Consider the following 13,459-nt stretch of genomic DNA (forward strand, 5'->3'; position numbering starts at 1 on the left):
ATCCCCGGCACCGACACCTGCATCAAGCTCGGCGGCTATCTCCGTGCTGAGACGTCGTTCGCCAGCAACGGCCAGTACAACAACGCCGTCAACGGCGTTTCCGGTGCGAACAACCGTCTGAGCAACTACTTCTACAGCCGCGCTCGTCAGGACCTGAACATCGACACGCGCACCGCGACCGAATACGGCGTGGTCCGCACCTACTTCGATGCGACGTTCACCTGGACCTCGGGCACCTACGGCGGCACCGGTTCGGCTGCTGGCGGCACCGCCTACAGCAGCGCCATCGGCCTGAACGCCGCTGGTACCGCGACCGCTGGTGCGACCAGCGTCAACCCGACCGACGGCGGCATCGCCGGTGGCTCGCTCGGCGTGTACTATGCCTTCATCCAGTTCGCTGGCTTCACCATGGGTAAGGCCGTGTCGCAGTTCGACGCGCCCTGGACCAACTACCCGGGCAACAACTTCGACGGTCTGTGGGGCGGCGGCGGCACTGTCACCGGTGTCAACCAGTTCACCTACACCGCCGATTTCGGCTCGGGCATCACGGCGGCGATCTCGGCGCAGGATGCGACCCAGTACTACCAGACCAACCTCTGGAACGTGTCGGGCATCACCGCGGCCGGCATCATCGGCGGCGCCTACGGCAGCAACAGCTACGGCGGCAACGTTGCTCCGGACATCGTCGGTATGGTCCGTGTCGACCAGGCTTGGGGTCTGTTCCAGGCGTCGTTCGCGGCGCATGACAACCACACCGGCTACTACGGCGCTTCGGAGACCTCGGGTCATCCGGGCGACAAGTGGGGCTGGGCTGCTCAGCTGGCCTTGTCGATCAAGAACATCCCGACTGGCCCCGGCGACACGATCAGCATCCAGGGCGTCTACACCAACGGTGCGAGCCGCTACAACGCGCAGAGCCTGGTTCCGACCACCTACGCGATCTACGGCGGCAGCAGCACGCCTGGCGTGTACGGCACGCTGGCCTTCGCTGGCCTGAGCGACTCCGTCTACGTGAACGGTGGCGAGCAGCAGCTGACCACGACCTACGGCTTCCGTGGCGCTTACACCCACAACTGGAGCCCGACCTGGAACTCGGCGATCTACGGTTCGTGGGCTGCCGTGAGCTACAACAACACTGCCAAGGGCCTGATCTGCGGCAGCGCGGCGATGACGACGATCGCGGGCGCAGGCTTCACCTGCAACCCCGACTTCAACATCTCCTCGCTGGGTGTGATCACCCGTTGGACCCCGGTCAAGAACCTGACCTTCTCGGCTGACGTTGCCTGGACGAACCTCGACCAGAAGTACACCGGCAACATCGCCTATCCGGGTTCGGCTGGCATCGCGAAGCCGGCTGCGACCTACCAGCTCAAGGACCAGAACTCGGTGTCCTTGCTGCTCCGCGCTCAGCGCAACTTCTGATCTGATCGAGAGATCGGTTCAAGGATCCCCGGCAGGCAACTGCCGGGGATTTTTGTTTGTGTGGTGCTTGTCTCCGAAGGTGGGCACGCGCCTCAGCCCGCCGCGTGGTAGGATCGGATCGTGGCGTCGGGCAGGGCGATGACCGCAGGGCGGCAGTGCTGCGCGTTTCGTCCCGTCGCTCCGCCGCGTGAGGATGGAGACGTGAGAGCCTGATTTCTGTGCGCAGTGCGGCGAGACGGGGCCTGCTTGCGCCGCATCATGCCGATCTGGAATCCAATCTCTATCGCTGAAAAGCGCGGGTCGAGCCGCGATCACGCGCCGAGGGCAATGAGCACAGCGATAAAAGACGTTTATCAACAGGGCCTTATAAGAATTTTTCCGGTTTCGATAATTGGGTATTGAAATTAGATGAGTTGATAAGATAATTTTCCAGCGTCGCTACATCAGCTGTGTACCGGCCGAATGCTACCGTCCAATGTTGAATCTCCGAAGCCCTCGACGATGCCCCGTCGGGGGTTTCTTCATTTGGGCGGAACCCGCGCGGGCTCCGGTCCTTCCGCTTCGCGTTGAAGCTCTCTCCATATGGGGGCGTGCTCGAGCCGCATTGGCATCAGCGACCCTGTGCTATGGTGACGCGACCGGTTGCTAACCTCCAGAAACATACGGAAAAAAGAGTCATGACGTGGCTTGACCGTGAATTCGCGGATCATCACAGTCTGACAAACAGATGACGGATGAAAAAGCCGTCACGGGCGAGGAAGCGGTGCGCGATGGGTTCGGAAGGCGTTCTGAAGGCGTTTGGGCCGTGGTCTGAGAGGGAAGAGGTGTCCGACGCGTTGACGCGTCTGTTGGACGCGACGTCGGAAAGGGAAAGCGAACTCGCCGAATGTCTGGCGATCGTGCAGCGCATCTACAATGATGACGCCGACTCCTGGTACCAAGAATGGATGCGAGCGGCCGAGGTCATGCGAGGCGGTGCGTGCAGTCTCGCGGATGCAGGGCTGCTCGAAGCGGCCCGGAGAAAGTGGCTTCGCGCCGTCAACTACTATGAGGTCGCCGCGTCGTCGATTGGCAGCTGCCCCGTGCGGTCGCAAAGCGTAGACGCAGGCATTCGCACTTGCGCGTTGGACTATCTCAGTCTCGGCGTTCGGCAGGGCGAGGTGGTCACGATCGCCTGGCGGCCGGATTATTCGCTGGAGGCCTGTTTTCTCCCGGCATCCGATCGGCCAGAGCCTGCGCCGATGGTGGTCTGCATCTGTGAGCCCGGCCGCCGTAAAGAGAAGTCTCTGCTCATGCTTGCCGGACACGCCGCAGAGCGCGGCCTGTCGCTTTTGGTCGTCGATCTGCTCGGGCCGGGGCCGACCAGCCGGTTCGAGGACATCGTCGGGCATCGCGATCTCGAGACCGCGATCGGCAGCGTGATGGATTATGTGTGCGGACGGGACGACGTGGATGACGGCAGGATCGCCATCCTGGCCGACGATTGGAGTTCGTCCTTCGTGGCCCGCGGGATCGCGCTTGATCCGCGCTACGCAGCCGCGGTGTGTGATGCCGGACTTTGGGACATTCACGAGCGCGTCTGTTTGTCTCGCCGGCTGACCCCGGACGAGCGCGCCTGCCTCCCAAGCGCCAGCGATTGTCGCGTGGCGCGACAGATCATGTGTCCGCTTTTGGTCGCTCTGCCTGACCGCGGCTGGTTGCGCGCCGACATTGCGACCCGCTTGGTCGCACAGATGAAGCGCGAGCATCTTGATGTCACGCTGAAGATCTTTGCGAGCGATCAGGGCGGCGTGTGCGACGCGCAGTCGAATGCCGCGATATTCGACTGGATTGCGGCGCGTCTCGCGGGCGCTCCCAAGCTGCCGAGCTGAAGCGGTCGGCTTCTCGAAGGGATCAACGCGCTTCGAGTCCGGGCGCAGCGGTTGCTGTGAGTTGAGCTGTCGATACCGTCACGCTCGTCCTGACGGCCGCGGCTGCCGCGATTCGATCAGACCCCGAGCGAAACTCGGGCGCTCGCCTTTTCGAAGCGCTCCTTGAGCGCGGCGAGCTTGTCCGTGAAAGTCGAAAGCTCGGAGGCGTCGAACTCCTCGAAGATGAAGCCGAAGATCTGCGCCTGGTGGGTTTCGAGTTCGGAAAAATGCTCCGAGGTCTTGGCGGTCAGGGACATCCTGACCACGCGTGCATCCTCCGGGGCGGGCTTGCGGTGCACGAACCCCTTTTTCTCGAGCAGCTTCGACTGAGTCGTGACGAAGGAGGGGTCGACGTGGAGCCGCTTGGCTGCCGCATTGACCGCGACGCCTTCGCCCTGATCGAGTTCCGAGATGGCCATCAGGATCATCCATTGTGGACCGCTGATGCCGATTCGCTTCGCCCAGAAGTACCTCAGTTCCTCGAGATGCACGTTGATCGTTGCGATCTCCCGGGCGAAACGCAGAACAGCGTCGCGATTCTTCGGCAGACGATCTGACATCTGCTGTTCCTCAGCCGCCTCCACAGATGCGGCAGATATATTCTTCAAGGGCGCCATTGCTCGAGAGGTCCAGTTCCTCGGTCGACCCTAATGAAAAAAAATCTGCAGCAAAATCACTAATCTAGGAGGTAATGCGCAGGTGCCCTTGCGTCGCACAATGAGCTGCCTTGGTGTTGCCCTGGGGACACATTTCGGCTTCATTCAATTACCTGACTGCATAAACTATTTTGCTTACCGAATGAGCGGAGGCATAGTTCCTGGCGACGGTGGGGGGATTACTCGATCGTCCCGTTACAGGTGGTTTCGCTTAAGTCCCTCGCGTGATGCGGGTGTGTCCGATGGCGCGAAGCGACTGAAGCGGTTTTTCGGGAGCGGAGGAAGCGGATCGTCCTGGGGGATCCTGGTCCGGTTCTTTCTCAAAAGCGCAACTTGGAGGTTTAAATGAAGACGGTTAAGAGCCTTGTCCTCGGCTCAGCGGCGGCCCTGCTCGCCATGTCCGGGGCTCAGGCGGCCGACCTTCCGATCAAGGCCAAAGCGGTCGAGTATGTGAAGGTTTGCTCCCTGTATGGTGCGGGTTTCTACTACATCCCCGGCACCGACACCTGCATCAAGCTCGGCGGCTACCTGCGCGTGGAAGCCGGTCTGGGCACCAACAGCCTCTACAACTGGGCCAGTGGCGCTCCCGCCGGCGCGCATAACCGCCTCAGCAACTACTACACCGCTCGCGCTCGTGAAGATCTGAACATCGACACCCGCACGGCGACCGAGTACGGCGTTGTCCGCACCTTCTTCGATGCGACCTTCTCGTGGACCACGGGCGGCTACACCGGTACCGGCTCAGCCGCCGGTGCGACGGCCTACAGCACCGCGATCGGCCTCAATGCCGCGGGTACTGCGACCGCAGGTGCGGCGAGCGTCAACCCGACGGACGGCGGCGTCGCCGGCGGTTCGCTCGGTGTCTACTACGCCTTCATCCAGTTCGCTGGATTCACCATGGGTAAGGCCGTGTCGCAGTTCGATGCGCCCTGGCAGAACTACCCGGGCAACAACTACGACGGTCTGTGGGGCGGCGGCGGCACTGTCACCGGTGTCAACCAATTCTCCTACACGGCTGACTTCGGCCAGGGCATCACCGTGTCGGTGTCGGCCGAAGATGCGACCCAGTACTATCAGGCTGGCAACCTCAACCTGTCGGGCGCCAGCGGTGCAGGCATGATCGGCGGTGCTTACGGCGCCAACGCCATCGGCGGTACGCGCTCGCCGAACCTCGTCGGCCAGCTGCGTATCGATCAAGCCTGGGGTCTGTTCCAGTTGTCGGTTGCGGCGCATGACAACCACGTCGGCTACTACGGTGCCAGCGAGACCAGCGGCGCGCCTGCCGACAAGTGGGGCTGGGCGGTCCAGGGTGCTCTGTCGATCAAGAACATCCCGACGGGTCCCGGCGACACGATCAACATCCAGGGCGTCTACACCGATGGTGCGACGCGCTACAACGCGCAGAGCCTGGCTCCGGTCAGCTACTCGATCTACGGCGGCAGCAATGTTGCCGGCGCCTATGGCAGCATCGCCTTCGCCAACGCGCCGGACACGGTGTTCGTGACCAACGGTGCGCAGGAGAGCGTCAAGACCTGGGGCTTCCGTGGTGCTTACACGCATAACTGGAACGCTGCCTGGAACACGGCGATCTACGGATCGTACGCTCAGGTGAAGTACGGCACGGTCGGCACGGCGGCGATTTGCGCCAATGCGACGGCTCTGCTGGGTCTGGTCGGAACCTGCAACCCGAACTTCGATATCTCGACGATCGGCTTGATCACCCGCTGGACCCCGGTCAAGAACCTCACCTTCTCGGCCGACTTCGCCTACAGCCAGCTCGACCAGAAGTATTCGGGCACGATTGCGGCCCCCGCGAGCGCTGGCAATGCCAAGCCCGCCGGCATCTACGAGCTGAAGGATCAGAACAGCATGACCCTGCTGATCCGCGCTCAGCGCAACTGGTAACAGTGCTCTGATCACAGGCTACGACCCCCGGCAGGCAACTGCCGGGGGTTTTCTTTTGCGCCGACGCTGGGCTGGGCGAACGGAGCAGGGCCCGGGCTGATTCGCCGTGCAAGGGACGAATTTCCTGGCCTGCTCTCGAGGCTGGCCGATCAGCATCGCTCTGCAGGATCATTGTAGTTTCGCCTTGTCCCGATTGTGGTGTCGCCGCAGTTCAGCCGCTGACCGGCGCAACCAGCATGCCCACCATGCGCGCGGACCGTCCGGTTGATCGGTCATCGAACCGCGACATGGTGAAACGTGGCGGCGCAGATTGGGCGGCCGCACGGCGAGGTCCTGACGGCATCGAAGCCTCAGACCTTCAGAACAGGCCGCACGGCGGCGCGCCTCCTGAGCAACAGGCCTGACCCCAGTATTGCCCCGCCTGCGGCCGACATTTCCGCTTCATTGCTGCCGTGCTCTCGACATGGATCCGGCGCCGCCGGCCAGCCTCACTCTCTATAAGGCGAAGGTGCGCTGCAGCCGTGCGTGCCGCATCGGCGTCACATGCATGGTCCGGCCCGCCACGAGAATGGTCCGATAAAACACCAAAAGCGCCTCGCGATCGTTCCCACTGTAACGCTATGCGCAAGCACTGTACGGCGGCTGGAGATGAGCTGACCCCGTGGGGGCGGACGTTCGCTTCTGAGCCAGGCCGTCTCGCGTGAGTCATGTGGAGGTTACTATGAAGACTGTGAAGAGCCTTGTTCTGGGCTCAGGGGCGGCTTTGCTCGCCATGAGTGGGGCTCATGCAGCCGACCTTCCGATCAAGGCCAAACCGGTCGAGTATGTGAGGGTTTGTTCGATGTACGGTGCGGGATTCTTCTACATCCCGGGCACCGACACCTGCATCAAGCTGGGGGGATTTCTGCGTGCTGAGGCGGCCTTCGGGACCAACGCTCTGTTTCAGAATGCCACCAACGGCGTAGCTGGCGCGCGCAATCGCCTCAGCAACTACTACACGACTCGCTCGCGCGCCGACTTCAACATCGACACGCGCACCGCGACCGAATATGGCGTCGTCCGCACCTACTTCGATGCCGTCTTCCAGTGGACGTCGGGCAGCTATACCGGCACCGGCTCGGCCACGGGTGCCACTGTCTATAGCAGCAACATCGCCCTCAACGCGGCCGGAAATGCGATTGCCGGCGCAACGACGGTCAATCCGTCCGATGGCGGCATCGCCGGCGGTGGACTTGGCGTGTTCTACGCTTTCATCCAGTTTGCCGGCTTCACGATGGGTAAGGCGGTGTCGCAATTCGATGCGCCCTGGAGCAACTATCCCGGTAACAATTTCGATGGTCTCACCGGCGGCGGCGGCAGCATCACCGGCGTCAATCAGTTCACCTACACCGCCGATTTCGGCTCCGGCATCACGGCCGCGATCTCGGCCCAGGATGCGACGCAATATGGGCAGTCGCAGATCTGGAACACGACCGGGCAAACCGCAGCCGGCGTCATCACCGGCGCCTATGGCACGTCGAACTTCGGCGGCAATGTCGCGCCCGACATCGTCGGCATGGTGCGCGTCGACCAGGCCTGGGGCCTGTTCCAGGCCTCTTTCGCCGCTCACGACAATCACGCCGGCTTCAACGGCGCGACCGAGGTCACCGGCCATCCCGCCGACAAATGGGGCTATGCCGGCCAGCTCGCGCTGTCAATCAAGAACATCCCGACCGGACCTGGCGACACCCTCAATGTGCAGGGCGTCTACACCAACGGCGCCAGCCGCTACAATTTCCAGAGTCTTGCGCCGATCAACTACGCCATGTACGGCGCCAGCAACATGGCGGGTGCCTATCAGAGCCTCGGCTTTGCCGGTGTGTCTGATTCCGTCTTCGCGACGGGCACCCAGCAGCAGCTGACGACGACCTATGGCTTCCGCGGCGCGTTCACCCATAATTGGGATCCGTTCTGGAACACCGCCGTCTACGGTTCCTGGAGCGCGGTCAGGTACAACAACACGGCCAAGGGATTGATCTGCAACGGCGCCGGCATGGTTGCGCTCGGCATCACCGGTGCGAACTGCAATCCGGACTTCAACATCTCGACGCTCGGCGTGATCACCCGCTGGACCCCGGTCAAGAACCTGACCTTCTCGGCCGACGTGGCGTGGACCCGCCTGGATCAGAAGTTCAACGGCGTGGCGAACGCGCCGGCCGCGGCGGTCGTCGCCAAGCCGGCGACGACCTATCAGCTCAAGGACCAGGATTCGGTCTCGCTGCTGCTCCGCGCCCAGCGCAACTGGTAACGAACTGCGAGTGGTAAATAGGGAGTAGCGAATGGCGTTGACAGGCCGGACAAGGCTTGTCTCGCTACTCGCTACTCGCTACTCGCTACTCGCTACTCGCTACTCGACCACGGCACCGCGACGCAGATCGGCCTCGATCTGCAGCCGCGAGCCGCCGCCGAAACGGGCGCGATAGACCTGCAGATTCTCCATGACGCGCTGCACGTAGTTGCGGGTCTCCGCGAATGGGATCAGCTCGACCCAGTCGACCGCGTCGACCTTCGGATCGCGCGGGTCGCCGTAGCGCTCGACCCATTTCTTCACGCTGCCGCGGCCGGCATTGTAGGCCGCAAACGTCATGATGTACGAACCGCGATAGTCCTCGAGCAGCCCGCCCAGCTCGGCGGCGCCGAGGGCGGCGTTGTAGACCGGATCGGTCTTCATCCGGTTCAGATCAAAGCTGACGCCAGCGCGCTTGCAGACATAGCGGCCAGCATCTGGCGTCACCTGCATCAGGCCATAGGCCTGCGCGGGCGAGACCACGGCCTGGTTGAAGGCGCTTTCCTGGCGCGCGATCGAGAAGATCACGCTCTGCTCGACCTCCGGTCCGATCGAGCGGAACGGCGGGATGCCGGTCACGGGATACGCGTAGTGATCGAACGGCAGTCCGCGATTCAGCGCCGCCTTGCCGACCAGCAGCATCGCCCGCGCGTCGCTGTTCCGTCCCGCGATCTCGGCGAGGCCGACCAGCACGTCCGGATCGCCATTGTCCCCCATGTCGGCGAACATCGGGATCGCGACCTCGCCCTCGTCGAGCTCGTAGAGCAGCTGCGCGGCACGCACCACTTCCAGCCGCTCGACGCCGCGTCCGCGGCCGCTCGGCGCGGCGTTGAGCCCGAGCTGCGGCAGCCCCAGCTTGGCCCGGGCGAGCTGTCCATAATAACTGGTCGATTGCTCGGCGGCCGCCGTGTAGGCCGCGCGCGCCTCCTGCATGCGCCCCATCGCTTCCGCCGCACGGCCCTGCCAATATCCGGCCCGGGCCAGGGTGGTCGGATTGACGCTGCCGACGCCGATCCGGGCAAAATGCTGGGCCGCGGTCGCGGGATCGTTGAGGAAGCGCAGCGCGATCCAGCCGGCGGTGAATTCCTGCTCGGTCTTGTAGATGTCGCGGTTGGGCAGTGCGGCATCACGGGCGATCAGATAGGCGCTGCGGTACTCGCCGGTGTCGATCATCTTGCGCGACAGCAGCCGTCGCTCGATCCACCATTCGTCGAGATTGTGCAGGCGTCCCGGATCCTTCGGCGCGTTCAGCATCAGTTGTGCCGCCTCGGCAAACTTCTCGTCGCGTCGCAGCAGCTGGATCCGGCTGAAAATGTAGCCGGCGTCGCCGTGCAGCTCGTGCGGCACCGCATCGAGCAGAGCGCGGCTGTTGGGCGCCTTGCGGTAGGTCGCGATCCGCGCTTTGGCCAGGGCGACATGGCCGGCGCCGAGGCGCCGGGCCGCACGCAACGCGGCCTCGTGCTCGCTGCCATACAGTAGAGTGTCCATCCGCGCCTTGTGGTCGCCGCCGGAGATCAGCGGGCCAAACTGGTCGAGGATGTTGTTCTCCGTCTCCTCCGACATGGCATCGTTGCGCCAGGCTTCGCGCACCAGGCGCTCGGCATTGGCGCGATCCCCCCGGTTGAGCATGACGCGGGCCAGCGCGAACCGGCCCTTGGCCGATAGCGGCGACTCGTTCTCGAACCAGGACCACACCACGGCGTCGTCGCGCTTGTCGTCCCACAGCGCAGCCTCCAGGCGGCGGCGCAGGAAGCTCTGGGACGGCCAGCTCGGATTCGCCGTGATGAAGGCGCGATAGCGCTCGACGGTGGCATTGTTGTTGTCGCTGCGCAGGATCACCCATTCGGCCAGCTTGCGCGCCACGGGATCCGAGATCGCCTGCGCGACCTGGGTGGCATCGTCGGGCTTGCGCTTGCGAACCAGTTCAATGACGTTTTCGAGCGCGTCCTTGTCCGATTGCGAGGTCGAAGAGGTTGCCGCCACGGCGGCCGGGACGACGGGCTTGCGGGCGGCGGGCAGGGCAGCGTGCTGGCGCGGCGCCGGCAGGCCGGCGGTTCCAGGCATGATGTCCCGCGGCGCGGCGGCCCGCGGCGCCTCGCTCGCACCCTTGGGGCCGCTCTTGCTGTCGGGTTTTGCCTCGGCCCGGGCGTCGGCCTTGCCCTTGGACTCCGCGCCCTCTTTGGCGGCGGTACCGGGAACCACGCTGCGGGCGATCGGGCGCGCCTTGGGCAGCGGAACCTTGTCCTTGGCGAGAGCGATGTCTCCGGCGAGCCCCCATGCGAGCGTCAGGCCGGCGGCCAAGGACACCGAGAGGGACTTCGACAGGGCGGTCGAGCGCAATGCGGCGGCGCGGGCAGAGAGGGGCACGGCGTTCCTTTGCGGCGGATAACTTCGATCCCTGACGAACGTGGTCTATCGAAAAGGTGAACAAATCCTAAATGTACCGGGAGGCCCGGCAACCTGCGCCAACACCGCGGCAAAATCACGACCGGAGGGCGGCATGCGGCGACCCCGACCCAGGTGTCGAGGTTCTTGACCCCCCGACAACCGGCACGTCTCGTATCTGGCTTGCAGGGACCGAAGCTCTGGCCTCAAGGTCGGTCCATGGGTGATTCGAACGATTGGTGTGCCTGTTGAGAAGGCAGCTCCGGGGCCGGCGGGCCTTCCGCCCCGTGTCCGGACCCGTTATGTAGGGCGTTTCGTACAGGGGCCAACACGCGTTGGGAGGGAGTTTCATGGCAGCCAAGACGAATTTCCGGGGCTCTTTCACCGCCTTGGTCACTCCTTTCAAAAACGGGGCCGTCGACGAGGCCGCGTTCCGCAGCCTGGTGAACTGGCAGATCGACGAGGGCACCAACGGCCTGGTGCCGGTCGGCACCACGGGCGAGAGCCCGACACTCAGCCATGACGAGCACAAGCAGGTGGTCGAGTGGTGCATCGCCGAGGCCAAGGGCCGCGTGCCGGTGATCGCGGGGGCCGGATCGAACTCGACCAGGGAAGCCGTCGAACTCGCGGAGCACGCCGAGAAGGCCGGCGCCGACGCGGTGCTGGTGGTGACGCCCTATTACAACAAGCCGACGCAGGAAGGCCTGTATCAGCACTTCAAGGCGATCAACGACGCAATCGGCATTCCGATCATCATCTACAACATTCCGCCGCGCTCGGTGATCGACATGTCGGTCGACACCATGAAGCGGCTGTTCGAGCTGAAGAACATCGCCGGCGTGAAGGACGCCACGGCCAGCATGGTGCGGGTGTCGCAGCAGCGCGCGGCGCTGGGCGAGGATTTCAACCAGCTGTCGGGCGAGGACGCCACCATCATCGGCTACATGGCCCATGGCGGCCATGGCTGCATCTCGGTGACCTCGAACGTCGCGCCGCGGCTGTGCGCGGAATTCCATGCCGCCTGGCAGAAGGGCGATGTCGCCACCGCGCTGAAGATCCACGACAAGCTGATGCCGCTGCACACCAACCTGTTCATCGAGTCCAATCCGGGTCCGGTGAAATACGCGCTGTCGCTGCTCGGCAAGCTGGAGGAGCGGCTGCGTTTGCCGATGGTGCCGGTCTCCGAGCCGACGCGGATCGCCGTACGCGAGGCCATGGTCCATGCCGGGCTGATCAACTGAGACGGGGCGGCCCGGCCGGGAATTTTCTCGCAACGCTTCAAGGGGGATGAGAGCATGCTGAAGGAATTCCGCGAATTCGCGATGAAGGGCAACGTCGTCGACCTCGCGGTCGGCGTCATCATTGGCGCGGCCTTCGGTGCCATCGTCACCTCGCTGGTTAGCGACGTCATCATGCCGATCATCGGCGCGATCACCGGCGGCCTCGATTTCTCGAACTACTTCATCCCGCTGTCCAAGTCGGTCACGGCCGGCAATCTCGCCGATGCCAAGAAGCAGGGCGCTGTGCTGGCCTATGGACAGTTCCTGACACTGACCTTGAACTTCTTCATCATCGCCTTTGTGCTGTTCCTGATCATTCGTGGGATGAACAGGCTGAAGCGGTTGCAGGAGACCCAGCCTGCGGCGGCGCCGAAGCCCTCGCGCGAGGTGGAGCTTTTGACCGAAATCAGGGATCTCCTGAAGAAAGCCTGACGTGGCAGACAAGAAAGAGCCCAAGATCACGGTCGCTGCCGAGAACCGCAAGGCGCGGTTCAACTATGCGATCGAGGACACGATCGAGGCCGGCATCGCGCTGACCGGCACCGAGGTGAAGTCGATCCGCAGCGGCAAGTCGACGATCGCGGAATCCTATGCGGATTCCCGCGACGGCGAGATCTGGCTGATCAACGCCAACATTCCCGAATATCTGCAGGCCAACCGCTTCAATCACGAGCCGAAGCGGCCGCGCAAGCTGCTGCTCCATCGCAAGCAGATCAACAAGCTGATGGGCGCGGTCGAGCGCGAGGGCATGACGCTCATTCCGCTCAAGCTCTATTTCAACGAGCGCGGCCGCGCCAAGCTCTTGCTCGCGGTCGCCAAGGGCAAGAAGCTGCACGACAAGCGCGAGAGCGAGAAGAAGCGCGATTGGGGCCGCGAGAAGGGGCGGCTGCTGCGGGCGCGCGGCTGACCAGGCGATGGCGCGGTCGTCCGTGCCAGCGCAAGCGGCAAAACCATGCTGGGACATGACCGATGACTCAGAAGAACCTGCTCGACGTCGACTGGAGCAAGATTCCGGCACCGACCGATGACGGTGCGGCTGATCATCTGGTCGGGATGATCATGCCCGCCATCGGGCTGCGGGCCACCGACGACACCGTCGTGGATCTGTCGGCCCTGAAGGGGCGCACCGTCGTGTTCGCCTATCCTCGGACCGGCGAGCCCGGCAAGGCCTCCCTGGTCGAAGACTGGGACATGATCCCGGGCGCCCGCGGCTGCACGCCGCAGGCCTGCAGCTTCCGCGACCTGTTCGGGGAACTGAAGGCCGCAGGGGCCGCGCATGTGTTCGGGCTATCGACGCAGAGCAATGCCTATCAGACCGAGATGGCCTCACGGCTGCATTTGCCGTTTGCCGTGCTGTCGGACGAGAAGCTCGAACTGACCGGCGCGCTGCGATTGCCGACCATGGAAATTGCCGGCCTGACCTTGATCAAGCGGCTGGCGATGATCGTTGACGATGCGCGCATTACCCACGTCTTCTATCCGGTCTTTCCGCCGGACCGGAATTCCGCCGACGTGCTGGCCTGGCTGCGCGCGAACCGCCTGTCCGCTGCGTGACGGGCCGGCATACAACAGATG

General features: G+C 63.9%; 10 protein-coding genes. 8 read left to right on the forward strand and 2 right to left on the reverse strand.

Annotated elements, in window-relative coordinates:
- On the forward strand, nucleotides 1-1,422 hold a 1,422-nt coding region (locus HL671_RS31475), incomplete at its 5' end, for a porin (RefSeq protein WP_172241917.1).
- An 824-nt stretch (nucleotides 1,423-2,246) separates the two neighbouring features.
- A complete protein-coding gene (locus tag HL671_RS31480; RefSeq protein WP_307769045.1) occupies nucleotides 2,247-3,293 on the forward strand; it encodes an alpha/beta hydrolase family protein in 1,047 nt (348 codons plus the stop codon).
- Nucleotides 3,294-3,409: 116 nt separating this feature from the next.
- Here HL671_RS31480 and HL671_RS31485 read toward each other — a convergent pair whose 3' ends face one another.
- Nucleotides 3,410-3,892 carry a MarR family winged helix-turn-helix transcriptional regulator gene (locus tag HL671_RS31485; protein ID WP_012044712.1) on the reverse strand — a complete coding sequence of 161 codons (483 nt, stop codon included), beginning with the start codon at nucleotides 3,890-3,892 and terminating at the stop codon, nucleotides 3,410-3,412.
- 441 nt (nucleotides 3,893-4,333) lie between these two features.
- Here HL671_RS31485 and HL671_RS31490 point away from each other — a divergent pair, with 441 nt between their 5' ends.
- A complete protein-coding gene (locus HL671_RS31490; protein WP_012044711.1) occupies nucleotides 4,334-5,893 on the forward strand; it encodes a porin in 1,560 nt (519 codons plus the stop codon).
- A gap of 721 nt (nucleotides 5,894-6,614) precedes the next feature.
- Nucleotides 6,615-8,180 carry a porin gene (locus HL671_RS31495; RefSeq protein WP_012044710.1) on the forward strand — a complete coding sequence of 522 codons (1,566 nt, stop codon included), beginning with the start codon at nucleotides 6,615-6,617 and terminating at the stop codon, nucleotides 8,178-8,180.
- Nucleotides 8,181-8,279: 99 nt separating this feature from the next.
- Here the strand turns inward: HL671_RS31495 and HL671_RS31500 are convergent, their stop codons facing one another.
- A complete protein-coding gene (locus HL671_RS31500; protein ID WP_012044709.1) occupies nucleotides 8,280-10,586 on the reverse strand; it encodes a lytic transglycosylase domain-containing protein in 2,307 nt (768 codons plus the stop codon).
- A gap of 368 nt (nucleotides 10,587-10,954) precedes the next feature.
- On the opposite strand from HL671_RS31500, the gene dapA reads away from it, so the two are divergent.
- The 4 genes from dapA (at nucleotide 10,955) to HL671_RS31520 (ending at nucleotide 13,438) form a co-directional block, all read left to right on the forward strand.
- Entirely contained in the window at nucleotides 10,955-11,845 is an 891-nt protein-coding gene (gene dapA, locus HL671_RS31505; RefSeq protein WP_172241923.1) for a 4-hydroxy-tetrahydrodipicolinate synthase, read from the forward strand.
- A gap of 54 nt (nucleotides 11,846-11,899) precedes the next feature.
- Nucleotides 11,900-12,316: a large conductance mechanosensitive channel protein MscL gene (gene mscL, locus HL671_RS31510; protein WP_012044707.1), complete on the forward strand. Its 417-nt coding sequence runs from the start codon at nucleotides 11,900-11,902 to the stop codon at nucleotides 12,314-12,316.
- 1 nt (nucleotide 12,317) lies between these two features.
- On the forward strand, nucleotides 12,318-12,791 hold the full coding sequence (smpB, locus tag HL671_RS31515) for an SsrA-binding protein SmpB (RefSeq protein ID WP_012044706.1): 474 nt from the start codon (nucleotides 12,318-12,320) through the stop codon (nucleotides 12,789-12,791).
- A 62-nt stretch (nucleotides 12,792-12,853) separates the two neighbouring features.
- Nucleotides 12,854-13,438 (forward strand): peroxiredoxin, encoded by a 585-nt coding sequence (locus HL671_RS31520; protein WP_172241926.1) that lies wholly within the window; start codon nucleotides 12,854-12,856, stop codon nucleotides 13,436-13,438.
- The last annotated feature ends 21 nt before the right edge of the window (nucleotides 13,439-13,459 follow it).

Origin of the sequence: Bradyrhizobium denitrificans, assembly GCF_013179005.1 — a bacterium.
Classification (GTDB): Bacteria; Pseudomonadota; Alphaproteobacteria; order Rhizobiales; family Xanthobacteraceae; genus Bradyrhizobium; species Bradyrhizobium denitrificans.

What these genes read in the sequence shown, in the direction of transcription:
- HL671_RS31485 (WP_012044712.1), bottom strand. Translation starts at nt 3,892, where the DNA reads ATGTCAGATCGTCTGCCGAAGAATCGCGACGCTGTTCTGCGTTTCGCC.
- HL671_RS31490 (WP_012044711.1), top strand. Translation starts at nt 4,334, where the DNA reads ATGAAGACGGTTAAGAGCCTTGTCCTCGGCTCAGCGGCGGCCCTGCTC.
- HL671_RS31495 (WP_012044710.1), top strand. Translation starts at nt 6,615, where the DNA reads ATGAAGACTGTGAAGAGCCTTGTTCTGGGCTCAGGGGCGGCTTTGCTC.
- dapA (WP_172241923.1), top strand. Translation starts at nt 10,955, where the DNA reads ATGGCAGCCAAGACGAATTTCCGGGGCTCTTTCACCGCCTTGGTCACT.
- mscL (WP_012044707.1), top strand. Translation starts at nt 11,900, where the DNA reads ATGCTGAAGGAATTCCGCGAATTCGCGATGAAGGGCAACGTCGTCGAC.
- HL671_RS31520 (WP_172241926.1), top strand. Translation starts at nt 12,854, where the DNA reads ATGACTCAGAAGAACCTGCTCGACGTCGACTGGAGCAAGATTCCGGCA.